The 18,434-nt window shown below is 36.3% G+C and carries 16 protein-coding genes; 9 read left to right on the forward strand and 7 right to left on the reverse strand.

Annotated features, from left to right (window positions below):
* Positions 1–354 precede the first annotated feature (354 nt).
* The 5 genes from EG359_RS06975 (at position 355) to EG359_RS06995 (ending at position 2,377) form a co-directional block, all read left to right on the forward strand.
* Positions 355–573, forward strand: coding sequence for a hypothetical protein (locus EG359_RS06975; RefSeq protein ID WP_076352156.1), 219 nt, complete (start codon positions 355–357; stop codon positions 571–573).
* Positions 574–714: 141 nt separating this feature from the next.
* Entirely contained in the window at positions 715–1,053 is a 339-nt protein-coding gene (locus EG359_RS06980) for a cupin domain-containing protein (protein WP_076352157.1), read from the forward strand.
* Positions 1,046–1,231 (forward strand): hypothetical protein, encoded by a 186-nt coding sequence (locus tag EG359_RS06985; RefSeq protein ID WP_076352158.1) that lies wholly within the window; start codon positions 1,046–1,048, stop codon positions 1,229–1,231. The genes EG359_RS06980 and EG359_RS06985 overlap by 8 nt, the downstream gene beginning before the upstream one ends.
* Before the next feature lie 42 nt (positions 1,232–1,273).
* Entirely contained in the window at positions 1,274–2,086 is an 813-nt protein-coding gene (locus EG359_RS06990; RefSeq protein WP_123867295.1) for a hypothetical protein, read from the forward strand.
* Between the two features lie 27 nt (positions 2,087–2,113).
* The gene (locus EG359_RS06995; RefSeq protein WP_076352160.1) at positions 2,114–2,377 is read left to right on the forward strand and encodes a heme oxygenase; all 264 of its coding nucleotides are present in this window, start codon (positions 2,114–2,116) and stop codon (positions 2,375–2,377) included.
* A 108-nt stretch (positions 2,378–2,485) separates the two neighbouring features.
* Here EG359_RS06995 and EG359_RS07000 read toward each other — a convergent pair whose 3' ends face one another.
* On the reverse strand, positions 2,486–3,034 hold the full coding sequence (locus EG359_RS07000) for a GNAT family N-acetyltransferase (RefSeq protein ID WP_076352161.1): 549 nt from the start codon (positions 3,032–3,034) through the stop codon (positions 2,486–2,488).
* 158 nt (positions 3,035–3,192) lie between these two features.
* Between EG359_RS07000 and EG359_RS07005 the strand changes: the two genes are divergently transcribed.
* Positions 3,193–3,765: a YciE/YciF ferroxidase family protein gene (locus EG359_RS07005; protein ID WP_076352162.1), complete on the forward strand. Its 573-nt coding sequence runs from the start codon at positions 3,193–3,195 to the stop codon at positions 3,763–3,765.
* A gap of 507 nt (positions 3,766–4,272) precedes the next feature.
* Here the strand turns inward: EG359_RS07005 and EG359_RS07010 are convergent.
* Positions 4,273–5,121: a leucine-rich repeat domain-containing protein gene (locus EG359_RS07010; RefSeq protein WP_076352163.1), complete on the reverse strand. Its 849-nt coding sequence runs from the start codon at positions 5,119–5,121 to the stop codon at positions 4,273–4,275.
* 360 nt (positions 5,122–5,481) lie between these two features.
* Here EG359_RS07010 and EG359_RS07015 point away from each other — a divergent pair, with 360 nt between their 5' ends.
* From EG359_RS07015 to EG359_RS07025, 3 genes are all read left to right on the forward strand, one after another.
* A complete protein-coding gene (locus EG359_RS07015; RefSeq protein ID WP_076352164.1) occupies positions 5,482–5,934 on the forward strand; it encodes a hypothetical protein in 453 nt (150 codons plus the stop codon).
* Positions 5,935–6,075: 141 nt separating this feature from the next.
* Complete coding sequence (locus EG359_RS07020; protein ID WP_076352165.1) at positions 6,076–6,528, forward strand: GNAT family N-acetyltransferase; 453 nt, start codon at positions 6,076–6,078, stop codon at positions 6,526–6,528.
* A 165-nt stretch (positions 6,529–6,693) separates the two neighbouring features.
* Entirely contained in the window at positions 6,694–7,374 is a 681-nt protein-coding gene (locus tag EG359_RS07025) for a hypothetical protein (protein WP_076352166.1), read from the forward strand.
* Between the two features lie 496 nt (positions 7,375–7,870).
* On the opposite strand, the gene EG359_RS07030 is transcribed toward EG359_RS07025, so the two are convergent.
* From EG359_RS07030 to EG359_RS07050, 5 genes are all read right to left on the reverse strand, one after another.
* Positions 7,871–8,281: a 5-fold beta-flower protein gene (locus EG359_RS07030; RefSeq protein WP_076352167.1), complete on the reverse strand. Its 411-nt coding sequence runs from the start codon at positions 8,279–8,281 to the stop codon at positions 7,871–7,873.
* A 154-nt stretch (positions 8,282–8,435) separates the two neighbouring features.
* The gene (locus EG359_RS07035; RefSeq protein ID WP_076352168.1) at positions 8,436–11,885 is read right to left on the reverse strand and encodes an RCC1 domain-containing protein; all 3,450 of its coding nucleotides are present in this window, start codon (positions 11,883–11,885) and stop codon (positions 8,436–8,438) included.
* A gap of 19 nt (positions 11,886–11,904) precedes the next feature.
* Complete coding sequence (locus EG359_RS07040) at positions 11,905–13,095, reverse strand: right-handed parallel beta-helix repeat-containing protein (protein WP_123867296.1); 1,191 nt, start codon at positions 13,093–13,095, stop codon at positions 11,905–11,907.
* A gap of 639 nt (positions 13,096–13,734) precedes the next feature.
* Positions 13,735–17,178: an RCC1 domain-containing protein gene (locus tag EG359_RS07045; protein WP_084180308.1), complete on the reverse strand. Its 3,444-nt coding sequence runs from the start codon at positions 17,176–17,178 to the stop codon at positions 13,735–13,737.
* 19 nt (positions 17,179–17,197) lie between these two features.
* Positions 17,198–18,379 (reverse strand): autotransporter outer membrane beta-barrel domain-containing protein, encoded by a 1,182-nt coding sequence (locus EG359_RS07050; protein WP_123867297.1) that lies wholly within the window; start codon positions 18,377–18,379, stop codon positions 17,198–17,200.
* Between the last annotated feature and the right edge of the window lie 55 nt (positions 18,380–18,434).

An 18,434-nucleotide genomic window follows, 5' to 3' on the forward strand; every position in this document is an offset into this window, starting at 1 on the left:
CCGGTTTATATTTCCTTTGTGAAAAAGCTTTTGTTAATGGTTTGAAGCTGTTAATAGATGGGTGTAACGGAAATATAAAATAATGAAAAGAAGTAAACTATGCCTGAACTTAAAACTCATATTAGCCAGTTCAAGACAGTAAAGTAGCAAGATACGAATTATCAACCACTTATCAGAATTATAGAGGACATACTTTTCTTTTTATATGCATAACCTGATGTCAAGAACAAAAACAACCGAAAGATTCTTAAAAAGTGTGATATGTGCAATATTAAAATAATAATCTATAATACAATACATTATAAAAGAATCACCTTTGTATAGTAACAATTAAGTTATACCAAAATCCACATTATGGACACAAATCACAACAAAGGTGACAAATCTTTTAAAATTACGAAAGACTGGGCTACCCAATCTAAGCAGCTGAGAGAAAAATTTTCAACATTAACGGATTATGATCTAAAGCTTGAAGAAGGTAAAGAAAAGGAAATGCTTGAAAGAATTGGCAACAGGTTAAGAAAAAACCGTGAAGAGGTTCTCAATATTATTAAAGAAATTAATCTTTCGTAAACCACTTTTCAGATACAGTTAAAATCGTTGGAAAAGTATATTTATCAAGAGTTTTAACTGGAAAAAGGGATGGAAAAATCAGGCAGTTCTATCCCTTTTATATACACTACCCCTACTCTTTTTGTTATTAAATGAACTGTGATGAATGATAAAGAACTTGAGAAATCAAAAGTATATATTACCAGCCATATTGTAGAGTATCTTTCAAACTCTGTTGTAACCAGAACAATACTTGAAAAGTTAACTGGTACTATCAGTGCCCTATCGTTTGATGAAGGAGAAGGATTGCCAGAAAAAATTTCTCCTTTTGATGCTGTTGTACAGGTAATTGAAGGTAAGGCAGAAATAATTATAGAGGGCGGGTGCTATTTTCTGGAAGGCGGAGAATCTATCATTCTTCCGGCACACAAGCCCAATTCTATAAAAGGAAATAAACGCTTTAAAATGATTCTAACCATAATAAAAAGCGGCTATGAATAAAATAAATTACATATCGAGCTTAACAACAAAGATATTTAAAACCACTGCCGAAATTCAAAAAGAATTTCCGGAATTGTATGAGCTTTTAGATGAGACCCCCTTATTTTTTTCCTTTGCAGAAAAGAATATCACCATTAAGGATCTGCATTTCACTAAGAATGCAACAAAAATCCTTTGAAAAAGAGACGATAAAAAAAACATGATATACACTAAAGTTCTAATGAAAAAACTGAATAAACATCCAAAGAGCAGGTTTCAGCTTAGAAATAAAAAAAATATTTCAAGAAGAGCCTATTACTCTCAGTTTGTCTCCTTGTTCTATATCAGAAATACCAATATCACCCTGGAAAAGGATGCCACAGAAATTCTTAGAATGTTAAAGGAATTACAGAATCTTAATAACAAATCCAGATTGGTATTCAGTACGCACTGCAGCTTAAGCAAGCATAACCTGTGGCAGTCTGTTTTAGTCAATTTAAGTGATAACATACACTATTTTAAGCTACAGTTTGAGTATATACTGGAGAATATTGTTAAAAAAAATAAAACCAATTCATTCATATTCTGGCAGCAAAACAAATTCTATATTAATGATCTGGAAGAGAACTATGAAAAACTGATACAACTGGCTGATCAACTTTTACCTGAAGAAGAAAAGTTATCATGGAAAACTACCATATGTAACTTTTATGATGAAATTTTCTCCTTGCTCATTCCCCTTACAAGTATATGCAGGCTTGAATCAGATTTTATTGAAAAATATACCCCTAAAATCTTCAACAGGATCACAATGGATATTATCAAAAATATCCCGAAAGATTACAACTTAAAAGAAGCAAGAGAATACGAGCAGGAGTATTTGAATATACTTACAGATTACAGCCATGAATTCAGTAAAAAAAGCAACTTTTGGGACAACTTATTGAATATCCTTTCAGCAGGTATATACAGGTTGCCGTCAGAACACGCCATGCTTAAAAGATGGATTACCGGAAAAATGAAAGATAAATTTCCGAAATTACCATCAGCCTAAACCTACAATTTATTACTCATTTGTGCTATGAAAACAATACATCTTTTTCAGTTCAAAAATTCCATTTTCCGCAATACTCCATTCTTTAAAGAAGAAGATAGGCTGAAAGCTGATTGTGCAGAATTCGATTTAATAGACATTGAAATCGTAACAGAGTATATCGTTAAAACTCAGGACGACTTTATCTTTGAAAACACCTCCATGGATCATCTTTTATCCATGTGCAAAAAAGCTCAAAAAACAATTGAACATTACTTTGTGGCAAAGCTAAATGCCTATGATATGATCTGAACAAGTTAGGGTAAATAGTTTTTCTACAAAAAATAAACCTAAATAAAACAGCACCATTGAAATAAATGGTGCTGTTTTATTGATTATTGATTATTCTACATTTTATATTTACTTATTCAATATCGAGTAAATGATTGTGTCAAGAAATTGTCCGTTGTAGAATTCATTTTCCTTAAAATAGCTTTCCTTAATAAAGTTACACTTCTCCAATACTTTGGCTGAAGCTACATTCTCAGGGTCAATTACAGCTTCTATAGAATGCAGGTTCATGGTAGTGAACGCGTAGTTAACAACTTTAGTAATCGCCTCGGTAACATACCCTTTTCCCTGGTAATCAGGAAGCAGCATATAGCCAATTTCTGCCCGATAATGTTCGGGTTTTATATGATAATACCCTATAGTACCAATCATTTTGGGATCATCCTTTAAGGTAATTGCCCAATTAATCATCTCATTACTGGTAATTTTTTCATCCATTATTTTGAGATGCGTTGAGGCTTCTTCAAGGTCTGTGGCTAAAGGTCTGGGAATATATTTCATCATATCCGGATCAGAACGCATGGCAAATAATTCATTAATATCATTTACATCAGCACGTCTGAGTTTCAGTCTGTCCGTTTCAAGTTCAGGAAATACTGAAAAATTGATTTCAAGCATATTAGTTTTATAAGGATGTAAAAATAGAAAATTTCAGCCTTAATCTGCTATAGCAATTCCGAACTTTCACAAACCGTAGATGCATACAGGCTCAGCCCACCAAAACAAGGTGGTCTTATAATTGTACTTAGTAAGGAAACAACACTAAATATAATAGTATGGCTACTAAAACATTAACAAAGAAAGCAAACGCTAAAAAATCGGCACCACCAAAAAAAACCTCAAAAACACCTGCTAAAAAAAATGCAGCCAAAGAACTAAAGGATTTATTTGAAGATTCATTAAAAGACATTTATTGGGCAGAAAAAGCACTGGTAAAATCATTACCGAAAATGCAGAAAAATGCAACCGATAAAAAGCTTAAGGCTGCCATTGAAAACCATTTAATGGAAACCATTGTTCACGTAAAAAGGCTTGAAGAATGCTTTAAATCATTGAAAAAAAGGGCTCAGGCAAAAAAATGTGATGCCATGCAGGGGCTTTTGGATGAGGGTAAAAGTATTTTGGAAGAAACAAAACCAGGAGCCGTGAGAGATGCCGGTATTATAGCAGCCGCACAGAAAGTAGAGCATTATGAAATTGCTACCTACGGAACATTGGCTGCCTATGCCAAGGTTTTAAAAGAAGAGGTATGCCTTAAAAACTTTCTGGCAACCCTTAACGAGGAGAAGAAATGCAATAATCTCCTGACAAAAGTAGCTGATACCAGACTTAATAGCAAAGCATTATAGCAATATATATTATTTGTAAGATGAAAAAGAGATCCAATTGGGTCTCTTTTTCATTTTAAAGATGATACATAAAGACAATCTTGAAGCAACAAAAGATTGCTCAATAAAAACCATTGAGTCATAGTGCCTATTGTAAATGAAAATCCTTTATCATTAATATTTGAACTTGAAAAAATGAAAAACTTGATTAAACTCTCCCTGCTACCGCACTAATCCTTTCGTGTGGTTTTTAGTATTACCCTGCTCGTCAAAGTCTATCAACTTCGGAGATTCTATTTAAAACAAAAACATACAACTCATTAAAAACCATCACCATAAAGACTGTAGACCGTTCCAAAGTACTGATCAGTAATTCCTCAACTATTCTTAAGTTCTTCCCAACAGCTAATAGCCAGTTGAAGAACTGCAATTATCCACTTAAACCAAAGGGGGTAGAATAAGTTGCAACAGCCTTGAGGCACTTACATAAATGGTTGTAAATGGTTCCAAAGAGCCTCTATTCAGAATTTAATCTTGTGGCTCTATATAGACTTTAGAGTCATCAAATTCACATTTGGAGTTTAAAAGTTTATATTCTTTAATTTGATTGTCTCCAAGTTGTTTTGGAGAATAAGCTATTAATCTTAAATTTTCCCCCTCAATTATTTCATTTGGAATATTTTTTATTCCAGTTTCCATAATATACAATTCTGTAAGATAACGAAGATTATTAAAACTTTTAGGAATTTCCGTAATTTTGTTGGCCCTTAGAAACAGGACTTTTAAAGAAGTGTTGTCATGGTTTAATATAGGTAAAACTTCAATTTTATTTCTATTTAAATCCAAATAAAATAAGCTTTCCATGTTGAAAATATCTTCTGTAATTTGGCTTATTTCATTTCTGCCTAAACGTAAATCTTTTAAATACTTAAGTTCATTGATCTTTTCGGGAAGTTGTTTTATTTTGTTATTGTTTGCATAAATTTTTCTTAAATTAGAAAGTTTATGAAAACTCTTGGGAAAGCTTTCAATAGTGTTAAATGAGATTATGAGATTTTCTAAATCACTAAGGTTGGCAATTGATTCGGGAAGTTTTTCAATTTGATTATCAGCTAGCCATAATTCATAGATATTTTTAAGATTACCAATTTTTTCAGGAATTTCTTTTATATTATTTTGGCTTAAATCTAATATTTCTAAATTTTTACATGTAAAAATTATATCAGGGATTTTATTTAAATTTTGCTTAGATAAATTAATACGATAAACTAGCTCAGGATTTTTTTCAATTTCACTAATTGAAGTATATGTATTGTTTTTTTGGGCTGAAACAACAATGGAAAAAAGAAGTAAAATATTTAAATATAATGTTTTCATAATCTTTCGGCTATTGGGTTTAGGCTTTGTAAAGTGACAGAAAATCGAAGTGAAGACTTTCAATTTACATATAACTTAACAAAAACCAATTTCTATTTGCTAAATTATAAAAAAAGCCTATAAAATTGATTAATAAATCCTCAGCTACCGCACGAATCCTTTCGTGTAGTTTAAATATTATAAATTAAGCATTCTCATTATATAATCTACAGCTAAAGCCACACGATACAATCATACGATAATGAAGATTAAGTTTAAATATTGGTTCAAAATCAGGAGATTTTGCCCAGCACAGATAAAAAAAAAAGCATCTTTCAAAAGAAACTTCTAAATATTCCGTTTAATTGTTAAATTTGGCTCATGCGAAAGAATCTTTATTTCATCATTATATCATTATCTCTTACCAGTTGCTATACTTATCAGGTAAAAAAGCCAGTGGATCCTGCAACTGACAATAAAAAGAATGCTGCCAATAGTACTTCTACACAAATGAAAAGTACCCCTGTAGGCTCCCAAATCCCAAATGCACAACCAACGCCTATTCCAGTTAATATTCAGGAGAAACTGGCGCCTAATAAAAATGTTAAGATTGATGTGAATGGCAAGTCCTATAAAGTAATCGTAGACCGATGGGAAAGCGACAGTCTGGTGGCGCACCCAGTTCATCAACCTAAAAAGATTCTGAAATTCCATAAGAACCAGATCAATGCCGAGAAAATTGCAGAAAAACGCTTTTCACAACCCATAGCTGATATTATTACGGTTACGGCTTATGCCGGAATTGGTGCTTTAATCTGGTATCTTGTTCACTAGTTTTTAATTTTTTTACTCATTATAAAATATATTTTTATTCTTTAAAGCGTCATGCCTTTCTGACTATAATTCAAACATTCATGGAGAGCAAAATCATCATGATGAATTTTGATGTATCTTTATGCTAATTAACCAATAGCCATGAAAATCATCCAATACACTAAAATTTTCAGAAAAGACTGCATCGAAATCTTTAATAGTAACGTACCCAAATTTTTTTCGCCGGAAGAGTTACCGCTCTTTGAAAGCTTTCTGGATGATGATACCGAAGAGAACTACTTTGTAGTAAAAATGGATGGTCCGGTAATAGGATGTGGTGGCTTCTTTTTAAATGCCCAAAATAATATTGCAGGATTATCCTGGGGAATGATTCACTCCAACTACCATGGAAAAGGAATTGGAAGAGCATTAACCCAATACAGGATTGATTTGTTAAAACAAAACTACCCTACTCTCCCCTACAAAATTGAAACCTCACAGCATACCGCTGAGTTTTATCAAAAAAATGGTTTTAAAACGGTAGAGATTGTACCGGACGGATTTGGGAAGGGAATTGACAAATACACCATGATCATGGAAGTGATGCAGCCATAATGTGTTCCTCACTCACTACGAATTCTCCAAGTTCAAAGATCTTATTCCAAGCAGACATAACAAAAACAATAGTTGAAAAAACATCCAAAGATTAAAAAAAAGACTGATGTATTTGTCTATATTTGAGCGTTATCGGAAATTATAGAATTCCATAGCACCTACCCTATGAAAATAATACTGAGCTATCTGTTTATTTCACTATACACCCTTGTAAGCTGTCAGGAAAAATCAATCGTTAATGATCTGAAATTTTCTAACTATGAAGGACATCCCAAAAAAATTACGGAGATCGTTACTTTTTCTAACCAGGATGTTGATAAAAGTATTTCTTATTTTGACAAAGATGGCTTTCTTACAAAAATTGAATCCTATAACACCATCAACAGCGAATTTCCGGATAGAAGGCTGATTAGTGATATTCTCATCTATGATATAAAGAATAAAGCCAAACGCACTTTCAAATCCATGAATGCTGAAAGCAAAAAGGTAGATGTTACAGGCTATTTTGAAAAAGTTTCAGATTCGCTGTACAGAAGAATTTCAATATCTGATACACCCCCTATGTCACTCAATAAGTTATTGTATCTGGACAAAAATAACCGCCTTATAAAAACAGAAGAAACCGGAAACTTTAATGGAACCCCCGTTAATAATACCATGGTTTATACCTACACCAACGGCATAAAAAGCGGAATGCTTGTTGAAGATAGGGCCAAACATAAAAAAAAAAAGCTCACCTATAAAAATGTAAAGTCTGACCCACAGGGCAATTTTCTTTATGAAGAGCTAGTGGATGATCACGGAACTTTAGAACTGAAAATAGAAAGAGTATTTGAATATTATTAATGGATTTCTATAGGTAACAGGTAAGCAAAATAGCAGATTCAGCGCCTACATAAGAACTATAAAATTCATAAAAAACGCCACTACAAAGGCTGTAGACCGTTCCAAAGGGCCTCTGGGTACTTCCCTAACCCCCTCGAAGGTCTTCCCAACCACCTTTACCCCCTTGAGGAAGTACCTACCCCCCCTTACCTAAGGGGATAGAACCGGTTACATAACGGGCTAGAGACACTTATTCAAAGGGCTTTAGGACGTTATTTATAGGGTAGCCCCCCTTATCATAGCCCCTGGAGGGGGTTATGATAAGGGATGCAGAGATATCATGATCTATTGTTTTGTTCTTTCCAATACCACAAAGTCTGGTATAATAGTCAGCCGGACATCTCATATCCTTATTTTATTCTTTCATCTATTCTTACCCATAGGAAAAGATCCAAGCCTTATCTTTTAACTTATATATTCAACGGAGAATTTCCTTTCCTCACCTCAGCTTAGAGGATTAATCAAACTTAAAAAAGAAATACACCACCGCTGCCCATTCTTTTTTAATTCCTTTCGCATAGCCAATCGTACTTCGACTGCTATTTTCTACCGTTCCATCATCTTTGATATACCCAAGGGTTGAGCGACTGCTACTCTCTACTGTACCGTCTTTTTTCACGTAGCCTACGGTGGAACGGCTGCTATTTTCTATGGTCCCATCACTTTTGATATAGCCGATTGTAGAACGATTTTTATTCTCGATCGTACCGTCTGACTTGATATACCCTGCTGTAGAACGGTTGCTGTTTTCAATTGTGCCATCCGACTTAATATAGCCCTTAGTACTGCGATTTCCCGATTCTATAACTTGTGCACTGACAACTGAAAGGTTGAAGAGAAAGAAACAAATGAATGCTATTTTTTTCATGGTTTTTAAATGTTAATTGGTTATTGCTTTTGGTTCACTTAATGTATCAAAAATATTGATTAGTTTTAAAAAAAAGCGCCACTTAAAAAATAAGTGACGCTATGTTGAAAGATTTCAAATCTCAAGAAATCTTTTAGTATTAAAATTTTAAGGATTATCGCTTAATCACTTTTACCGTTTTCACGAAGTCATTCGCTGCATTTACTTTAACTAAGTAAATTCCTGAAGTGAAAGCAGAACAATCAATTGTTCCTTTAGTATCATTGATTGCTTTCGTAAGTACCAGCTGCCCTGCTGCATTGTAAACCGTTACCGAAAGAATCTTTTGATCAAAAGAAACCGTTAAATCATTCTGTACCGGATTTGGATATACTTTCAGCTGATCTGTCTTTGTTAAAACATTATCAACTGCTAGATTAGCATTTGTTGGACAAGCTAGAGGTACAAAAATTTTCTTTTGAAGAGCACTGCCGTCTCCTATCTGACCATACTCATTACGGCCACAGCCTGATAAAAACCCATTAGTATTGATAACGAATGTATTATAGCTTCCTAATGCAATACTTTGTTTATCATTAGATGTTCCTATTTGCGTTGGAGTAAATCTTCTGTTTTTGGTTCCGTCTCCCAGTTGCCCATAATCATTATAACCCCATGCCCAAAGTGTTCCATCTGCTTTGATTCCCATAGAAGAATGATAACGGTTGGCATCAACATCTTTCCAATTGGTTTCGGTTCCTATTTGTGTAGGAGTCGTTTTATAGGCTGTAGCTCCATCGCCTAATTGGCCATCAGAATTATGTCCCCAACCCCATAGCGTTCCATCAGTTTTCACACCTACTGAATGAAGATATCCTGCACCAACACTTTTCCAATCCGTCGCTGTTTCTATTTGAATAGGGCTGGTTATTTCTATCGTCGTTGAAATTCCATTACCTAATCTTCCATAAGTGGTACTTCCCCAGGCCCATAATGTTCCATTGGTTTTCAAGGCAAGAGTATGCATTACTCCTGGTGCTACCATTTTCCAATCTGTAGCTGTTCCTATTTGTGTAGGTACCGTTTTATTGATGGTAGTACCATCTCCTAATTGGCCATACTCATTACGTCCCCAGCCCCAAAGGGTACCATTGGATTTTATAGCCAGTATATAATCATTCCCACTGGCAATACTTACCCAGTCTGTTGCTGTTCCAATTTGAGCCGGGGTCATTCTATTGATTGTAGTTCCATCGCCTAATTGGCCATCCAGATTACTACCCCATGCCCATAGTGTTCCATCTGTTCTGAGCCCTGCCGAAAAAGAACTTCCGGCAATGATTTTCGACCAGTTATTAGAGGTCCCGATTTGCATAGGAGTATCTTTTGAACTTGTAGTTCCATCTCCCAATTGTCCAACTTCATTAAGCCCCCATGTCCATAATGTACCATCTGTTTTGAGTCCTACAGAATGAAAACCACCAGTACTCACACTTTTCCAACAGCCTGTTGTAGCGGCAGGAAGTGTTTTAAATGAGCCTCCCTGCATCCAATTACTCTGGCTGGATCCGCAATGAGATGCCACCCACCAATAGTAAGTGGTGTTAGGTAATAAATTGCTCAAATTTGCTGTTGTAGTAGAAGTCGTTCCGTCTATACCTCCTACAATTGGATTTGTACTGTAGATATACAAATACCCTCCATTAGGAGCTGAACTTGATGCTGTCCAGTTAAGGGTAGCCGTTGCAGCAGTAATATTGGATGTTGAAAATTGCATTGGTGAAGCGCAATTAGAAGGACAGGCAGTATAAGCAAACGTATTTTTTTGAATATTGGTATCATCACCTAACTGTCCAAAATCATTTCGTCCGCAAACTTTTAAAAATCCATCAACATTTTTTACAAGAACATGATTACCTCCGGCATAAATCAGCATATTGTCTGAAGAGGAACCAACCTGTGCAGGTGATAAAACATTCACGGCTCCATTTGTACCGTCACCCAGCTGTCCATAGGAGCTATTGCCCCATGACCAAAGTGTTCCATCTGTTTTATTCGCATAAGTAAAAGTACTTCCGGCATCTATATTGGCCCAATTGGTGTCAGTTCCTATCTGTGTTGGACTACTTTTTTCGCCTGTAGTTCCATTACCCAACTGTCCATTAGAGTTATTCCCCCATGCCCATAGTGTTCCATCTGTTTTAAGTCCTACAGAGTGACTGTTACCGGCATCTATACTTTTCCAATTCGTAGCGGTTCCTATTTGCTTTGGAGTATTCTTTGAAGTAGCGGTTCCATCACCTAACTGGCCATCAGCATTATATCCCCATGCCCATAATGTTCCGTCTGTTTTAATGGCAAGAGTATGCACTATACCTTGTGCTACACTTTTCCAATTTGTTGCTGTTCCTATTTGTGCAGGAACAATTGTATTGGTGTTTGCACCATTTCCTAATTGTCCAAATACGTTATGCCCCCAACCCCATAATGTCCCATCGGTTTTGATAGCTAACATATGATTAACTCCGGCACTGATGCTTTTCCAATTCGTTGCTGTTCCTATTTGAACAGGGCTCAATCTGTTGACTTTAGTTCCATCTCCCAGTTGTCCATCATAATTATATCCCCATGCCCAAAGGGTACCATCGGATTTAATAGCAAATGTTTGACGACCTGCGGCACTCACACTTTGCCAGTTTGTTGCTGTTCCTATTTGTATAGGGACCTTTCTATCAACAGTGGTTCTATCCCCTAACTGCCCTTCAGAATTACTACCCCATGTCCATAGTGTACCATCTGCTTTTATTCCCACTGAATGCAGACTTCCTGCACTAAAACTTTCCCAGCAGCCTGAGGTAATTGGAGTTCCTACATTAATAACATTTCTAAAAACAGGACTCCAAACACCCGCATTGTCTTTGATACGGATATTAAATACATGCAAACCGTTAGAAGGTAAAGCAATGCCTGTTTTGATCAGTTGTTCATAAGTACTGTTGAAGCTACCATCAGCAGCCAATACCGGAGTACCGTTTCCTGCTCCCGGATCGGTATCCCAAAAATACTCGGCCTGTGCAAGAGCCATTAGCGTAGATGTCGGATTTTGCTGAACATTAATTACATTGGTAAAAACAGGTCCCCAAACACCCGTATTATCTTTAATACGAACAGAGAATTTGTGCAAACCATTACCTGGTGTAACAATGTCTGTTTTGGTTAATTGTTCAAAAACACTATTAAAACTTCCATCAGTGGCCAATACCGGAGTTCCGTTTCCGGTTCCAGGATCATTATCCCAGAAATACTCGGCTTGTGCAAGAGCCATTAGCGCTGTTGTTGGATTTTGCTGAACATCAATAACGTTGGTGAAAACAGGTCCCCAAACCCCAGTATTATCTTTAATACGAACAGAGAATTTGTGCAAACCGCTACCCGGTGTAGCAATCCCTGTTTTGGTGAGTTGTTCAAAAACGCTGTTAAAACTCCCATCAGCTGCCAATACAGGAGTTCCGTTTCCTGTTCCCGGGTCGGTATCCCAGAAATATTCGGCCTGACTTACGAACACTTGTGCAGGGCACAGCATGACCATAAGCAAAGCGATGATACTATAGATATAATTCTTCATATTGTTATATCATTTAGTATTACTTAGAAAAACCGGATCCGTTAATATTCAAAGTACCACCGTTAATAGATCTTGGAGTTACCAAATAGTTTACCTGAGGTTTATTGCCAACATTTGCCGGCCAATAATTAGCCCAGCTGTTAGAACCACCATAGTGTCCTGCATCGTTTCTTGTTAAATCTAAGTCTGTATATTTTATATCAGGACTTCCAGCATTCTCATTCATTCCAGTTACAGTATATGCAACATTATCAAAGTTCATATTCACCGATCCTGAATTGTTACTTTGGATCATGTTACCTTGCGTTACAAACGGATTGGTAGATAAATTGTAGCTGGCCGTCACGTTAACATTATTATGATTGTTTTGAATACAGATATTGCTTTGACCCGGCACAAAAGAAACAGCATTATTCATAATGGCAAGGTCTCCTGTGTTTGTAAGACTATTATCATATAAACCAATGTAAATAACAGCTGGATAAAAGTTAGCGGCAGCAGGTCTATAAACTGTATTGTTAATGATTTCATTAGAACTTCCGTCTTTTATACCACGTATCCAAAAAGCGTCACAAAAATTATTGTGGAACTTAAAAGCATAATAGGGTTGAGAGTTAGCTATTGCTCCTGTAGATATATTACCATAAACCTCAGCATCAGATGTAGCCATGGAAGTTTCCTGCTGGAAAGAATAGACGGTAATAAACGATGCTTTGTTAGCCGTACATATTCCATGGGAAATCTGCAAAGGTCCATTAATATTACAACCGGAAATATTTGTAGTAGTATTGGCGGTAGTGGTAGACACACTAATCAAGTCACAGTTCAAAATATTGATTGTCGTTCTTCCTCCAACTGCTGCTCCTGTTGTCAATATACCATTAATAGAGTTTACTGTCTTCAGATTGTTAATGGTAATCACTCTTCCCGCTGCCAGGTCAATGTTAACACCTCCCTGAAGAATGTATTTGCTATAATTAGTTTCAGAAACAAAAGTCAGGGATTTATTTATTGTCAAATTTTCTATATAAGCTTCTCCATTCGCTTTAGGTTGAACAATGATACGATCTCCGTTTGAAGCAGCTGTGATAGCTGCACTTATAGTAGAATAAGCTCCGCCGGCTCCGGCATTTCTAACATACAGATCGGCTGCAAAAGCCATGGTACTCGATAAGCCTGCAAAGGCAATGATTAGTAGTTTTTTTGTCATAATCGTATAAAAATTGATTGGTTTAATAATGATATTTTTTGATTTTTAAATTGGATTCATTGAAAAACAAGAGTTTTAATCAATGAATAAACATTGATCTTGGAATTATTTTCGTTGATAGAATAGTGTAACATCAGAACTCATATAACATCAAACTTCTCAGATATTGCTCAAAGCTTTTGTCATTCCCAAATTGATTTAACCTGCTATGATCTTTTTACAGTATAGCATGCTTTCAGAAAAGAATCATATAGATTCAATACGACTTGCTACTTTAAGTAAGTCTCAAAGTTTTAATGCTGTTATTAATTGTTGAAACAATTAGTTGTGATGAATTAGTAAAATAAATGTAGTGTAGTTCATGGTTTAATTAGTTTTCGTGTTTAGTTTTTAGTTTTTAGTTTTTAAGAAAACAATATAAAGCCATTATGGCTTTATATTGTTGATTGCAAAAGTATTGTTTTATTATGGATTTTGAAATAATAAATCAAGAATAATACTACTAAATATCAGCACTATGCCCTTTGATAAGCTGAGAAACAGAATAGTAAAGAATAGCGCCACTTATTTTTAAGTGGCGCTATTATGAAAGATTTCAAATTTCAAGAGATCTTAGCTATTGTATTAAAACTTTAATGCTTATCGCTTAATCACTTTTACCGTTTTCACGAAGTCATTGGCTGCATTTACTTTAACCAGATAAACTCCTGATGGTAAAGCAGAAACATTAATCGTTCCTTTAGTATCATTGATTGCTTTTGTAAGTACCAGCTGTCCTGCAGCATTGTAAACTGTTACCGAAAGAATCTTTTGATCAAAAGAAACCATTAAGTCATTCTGTACCGGATTTGGATATACCTTCAGTTGATCCGACTGTGTTGAAACAGCATCGACTCTTAAAACATCACTCGTAGGGCAACCAACAGGTACAAAAATTGTTCTATTAATAGTTATTCCATCTCCTATCTGACCGTAATCATTAAAACCACAGCCCGATAAAAATCCATTGGTACTTATTACAAGTGTGTTAAATGAATTTGCTGCAACAATTTTTCTATCAGTAGATGTTCCTATTTTTGTAGGAATATTTTTTGGAACTTTTGTACCATCACCTAGGTGACCATAGGTATTATATCCCCAACTCCAAAGAGTCCCATCTGTTTTGATTGCTATGGAAGAGCCATAATAGTCCCCTTTCACACTCTGCCAATCTGTTGCGGTTCCGATTTGTGTTGGATTCAATTTAGCCGTTGTAGTTCCATCGCCTAATTGTCCAGAGGAATTATCCCCCCAGGTCCAAAGTGTACCATCGGTTTTGATGGCAATAGTATGAGAAACTCCACCAGAAGCATTTTTCCAATTTGTAGCTGTTCCGACTTTTGTTGGAATAAGTTTTTCCGTTTTAGTTCCATTTCCCAGTTGTCCATTCGTATTACTTCCCCAAGTCCACAGTGTTCCATCGGTTTTAGTGGCTATAGTATGATTTACAACAGCCGCTATGGTTTTCCAATCATTTGCTGTTCCAATTTGTATGGGGATAGTTTTGTTTATTTTTGTTCCATCTCCTAGCTGCCCATCTATATTAAGTCCCCAAGCCCAAAGTGTTCCATTTGATTTTAGAGCTACTGTATAATGATCCCCAGCAGCAATATTTGCCCAATCAGTTGCAGTTCCGATTTGTGTTGGAATATTTTTTGAAATTGTGGTTCCATCGCCCACCTGCGCACTTGCATTATATCCCCAACTCCATAGTGTTCCGTCAGCTTTAATGGCTACAGTGTGTGCGTATCCGGCTGCTATTTTTACCCAATTTTTCCCGGTTCCTAGTTGTGTTGGGGTAGTTCTCGTAATTGTAGTTCCATCTCCTAACTGTCCAGCACCATTTTTACCCCAAGTCCATAGCGTTCCGTCTGTTTTGATTCCTATCGAATGATAATTACCAACACTCACACTTTCCCAACAGCCAGTTTCAGTTGTAGGAAGTGTAGTAAAGGAACCTGCTGGTATCCAATTAACCTGACCAGATCCACAATTAGATGCTACCCACCAATAGTATGTAGTGTTCGGTAATAAATTTGTCAAATTGGTTGTAGCAGCAGAAGTAACTCCCTCTATACCTCCAAGAACTGAGTTTGTGCTATAAAGATACGAATAGCCTCCACTAGGAGCTCCAGTTGATCCTGTCCAGCTAAGAGTAGCCGTTTTTGAAGTAACATTTGTTGTTGAAAATTGTGTTGGAAGAGAGCAAATTGTAGGACAAGCAATAGAAATAAACGAATTTATATTATTATTAGCACCATTACCTAGCTGTCCAAAATAATTTTCTCCACAAACTTTTAAATATCCATCAATAGTCTTTACAAGAACATGATTCTCCCCCACAAAACTCTGCATATTGTCTGATGATGATCCTACTTGTGTAGGTAGCGTAGTATTAATACTTCCAGTTGTACCATTACCTAATAACCCTTTGGAATTGTTACCCCATGACCATAATGTTCCATTTGTTTTTGTGGCGAATGTAACACCGTTACCAGCAGATATATTGTTCCAGTTTGTTTCCGTTCCTATTTGTATAGGTAAACTTTTATTAATGATAGTTCCGTCACCTAAATTACCAAAAGTATTACTTCCCCAGGCCCATAATGCCCCATTTGCTTTTAGTGCGATTGAGTGATAACTACCAGCAGCAGCACTTTTCCAATCCGTTGCTGTTCCGATTTGAACTGGAGACAATCTACTGACTTGAGTTCCATCTCCTAATTGGCCATAATAATTATATCCCCATCCCCAAAGTGTTCCATCTGTTTTGAGAGCAAAAGTATGCAGTGAACCTGGTTCTATACTTTTCCAATTAGTAGCTGTTCCTATTTGAGCTGGCACAAGCTTATTAGTAGTAGTCCCATCACCTAGTTGCCCATAATAATTAAATCCCCAGCTCCAGAGTGTTCCATCTGTTTTTATAGCAAACGTCTGATTGAATGAAACATGGATACTTTTCCAATCTGATGCATTTCCTATTTGGGTAGGTACTTTTCTGGCTATTGTAGTTCCATCTCCCAGTTGCCCATAATCATTTCTACCCCAGCCCCATAATGTACCATCTGTTTTTAGTGCTATAGTGTGGCTAAAGCCAATACTAACGCTTTTCCAATCTGTTGCTGTTCCTATTAGGATCGGTGTATTTCTATCAATTGTAGTTCCGTTTCCTATTTGTCCAGAATCATTGCTACCCCAAATCCATAAGGTTCCATCTGCTTTTATTCCTGCGGAAAACCCATTTCCTACACTAAGACTCTGCCAACATCCTGTAGGAGTTGGAGTTTCTACATTAATAACATTTTTAAAAACAGGACCCCAAACACCAGCATTGTCTTTAATACGGATATTAAATACATGCAAGCCATTAGAAGGTAAAGCAATTCCTGTTTTGGTCAGTTGCTCAAAAGAACTGTCAAAGTTCCCATCGGCAGCCAATACCGGAGTACCATTTCCTGCTCCCGGATCGGTATCCCAAAAATATTCGGCCTGTGCAAGAGCCATTAGCGTAGAGGTCTGGTTTTGCTGAACACTAATAACATTGGTAAAAACTGGTCCCCAAACACCCGTATTGTCTTTGATACGGACAGAGAATTTGTGCAAACCATTACCAGGTGTAACAATATCTGTTTTGGTAAGTTGTTCGAAAACGCTATTGAAATTACCATCAGCTGCCAATACAGGAGTTCCATTACCGGCTCCAGGATCGGCATCCCAGAAATACTCGGCCTGCGCAAGAGCAATTAGCGTAGAGGTCTGGTTTTGCTGAACATCAATAACATTGGTAAAAACAGGTCCCCAAACTCCCGTATTATCCTTAATACGGATGGAGAATTTATGCAAGCCGTTACCCGGTGTGGCGATCCCCGTTTTGGTGAGTTGTTCAAATGCACTGTTGAAATTTCCATCAGTGGCCAATACAGGAATACCGTTTCCGGCTCCAGGATCGGCATCCCAGAAATATTCGGCCTGGCTTACGAACACTTGTGCAGGGCACAATATGACCATAAGCAAAGCGATGATACTATAGATATAATTCTTCATATTGTTATATCATTAAGTATTATTTAGAAAAACCAGATCCATTGATATTTAATGTACCACCACTGATTATTCGTGGAGTAACCAGATAGTTTATCTGTGGTTTAGTATCAGCATTTGCAGGCCAATAATTTGCCCAACTATTTGATCCGCCGTAGTGGCCTGCGTCATTTCTTGTTAAGTCCAAATCTGTGTATTTTATATCAGGATTTCCGGCATTTGCATTCATTCCGGTTACTGTATATGCTACATTATCGAAGTTCATATTTACTGATCCTGAATTGTTGCTTTGGGTCATATTACCTTGTGTTACAAACGGATTGGTAAATACATTGTAGCTGGCTGTCACAGTCGCATTCGTACTGTTGTTTTGAATACAAGCATTGGTTTGACCTACCGCAAAAGAAACAGCATTATTCATAATGGCAATATTTCCGGTAATTGTATTACTATTTAAACTAATGTATAAAGGAGCCACATCACCAATATTGGGGTCATAAACGGTATTGTTAATAATTTCGTTAAAACTGCCTGCTTTAATCCCATGAACAGAGATACGAGAGCAAAAATTATTATAGATTTTGAAAACATAACTTGTTTGTGTGTATGATAACACATTATCAATAGCATTCCCATAAATTTCAACGTCAGATGTAGCAGGGCTGGTATCTGCAGCAAGAGCATAGACGGCAATAAACTGTGCTTTGTTAGCAGTAACTCTTCCATGGGTAAAATTAATACTTCCTCTAACTGTACAACCTGAAATGTTGGTGGTAGTATTGATTTGATTAGTATAGACATTATTCAAATCACAGTTCAAAAGATTGATGGTTGTTCTGCCTCCAGACGTAGGTCCGCTAGCCGTGATATCGTTGATAGTATAATTCCCAGAGGTCAGGTTACTGATGGTTACCACTCTCCCTACAGCCGGATTGATGGCAATAGTTCCTTTAATGAAATATCTACTATAATTAGTTTCGGAAACAAATGTCAGCGACTTATTGATCGTAAGGTTTTCTATATAAGGGTCCCCGTTTGTTTTGGGCTGAATGATGATTCTATCTCCATCTGAAGCAGCTGTGATGGCTGCACTTACCGTAGAATAAGCTCCGCCTGTTCCTCCATTTCTAACATATAAATCGGCTGCAAAAGCCATAGTACTCGATAGACCTGCAAAGGCAACGATTAGTAGTTTTTTTGTCATAATAGTGTAAAAATTGATTGGTTTTATAATGATATTTTTTTGATTTTAAGCTGAA

Source organism: Chryseobacterium joostei (assembly GCF_003815775.1).
Lineage (GTDB): Bacteria > Bacteroidota > Bacteroidia > Flavobacteriales > Weeksellaceae > Chryseobacterium > Chryseobacterium joostei.

Excerpts from the sequence above, each read along its gene's own strand:
- EG359_RS06975 (WP_076352156.1), top strand. The coding sequence starts at position 355 with ATGGACACAAATCACAACAAAGGTGACAAATCTTTTAAAATTACGAAA.
- EG359_RS06980 (WP_076352157.1), top strand. The coding sequence starts at position 715 with ATGAATGATAAAGAACTTGAGAAATCAAAAGTATATATTACCAGCCAT.
- EG359_RS06985 (WP_076352158.1), top strand. The coding sequence starts at position 1,046 with ATGAATAAAATAAATTACATATCGAGCTTAACAACAAAGATATTTAAA.
- EG359_RS06990 (WP_123867295.1), top strand. The coding sequence starts at position 1,274 with ATGAAAAAACTGAATAAACATCCAAAGAGCAGGTTTCAGCTTAGAAAT.
- EG359_RS06995 (WP_076352160.1), top strand. The coding sequence starts at position 2,114 with ATGAAAACAATACATCTTTTTCAGTTCAAAAATTCCATTTTCCGCAAT.
- EG359_RS07000 (WP_076352161.1), bottom strand. The coding sequence starts at position 3,034 with ATGCTTGAAATCAATTTTTCAGTATTTCCTGAACTTGAAACGGACAGA.
- EG359_RS07005 (WP_076352162.1), top strand. The coding sequence starts at position 3,193 with ATGGCTACTAAAACATTAACAAAGAAAGCAAACGCTAAAAAATCGGCA.
- EG359_RS07010 (WP_076352163.1), bottom strand. The coding sequence starts at position 5,121 with ATGAAAACATTATATTTAAATATTTTACTTCTTTTTTCCATTGTTGTT.
- EG359_RS07015 (WP_076352164.1), top strand. The coding sequence starts at position 5,482 with ATGCGAAAGAATCTTTATTTCATCATTATATCATTATCTCTTACCAGT.
- EG359_RS07020 (WP_076352165.1), top strand. The coding sequence starts at position 6,076 with ATGAAAATCATCCAATACACTAAAATTTTCAGAAAAGACTGCATCGAA.
- EG359_RS07025 (WP_076352166.1), top strand. The coding sequence starts at position 6,694 with ATGAAAATAATACTGAGCTATCTGTTTATTTCACTATACACCCTTGTA.
- EG359_RS07030 (WP_076352167.1), bottom strand. The coding sequence starts at position 8,281 with ATGAAAAAAATAGCATTCATTTGTTTCTTTCTCTTCAACCTTTCAGTT.
- EG359_RS07035 (WP_076352168.1), bottom strand. The coding sequence starts at position 11,885 with ATGAAGAATTATATCTATAGTATCATCGCTTTGCTTATGGTCATGCTG.
- EG359_RS07040 (WP_123867296.1), bottom strand. The coding sequence starts at position 13,095 with ATGACAAAAAAACTACTAATCATTGCCTTTGCAGGCTTATCGAGTACC.
- EG359_RS07045 (WP_084180308.1), bottom strand. The coding sequence starts at position 17,178 with ATGAAGAATTATATCTATAGTATCATCGCTTTGCTTATGGTCATATTG.
- EG359_RS07050 (WP_123867297.1), bottom strand. The coding sequence starts at position 18,379 with ATGACAAAAAAACTACTAATCGTTGCCTTTGCAGGTCTATCGAGTACT.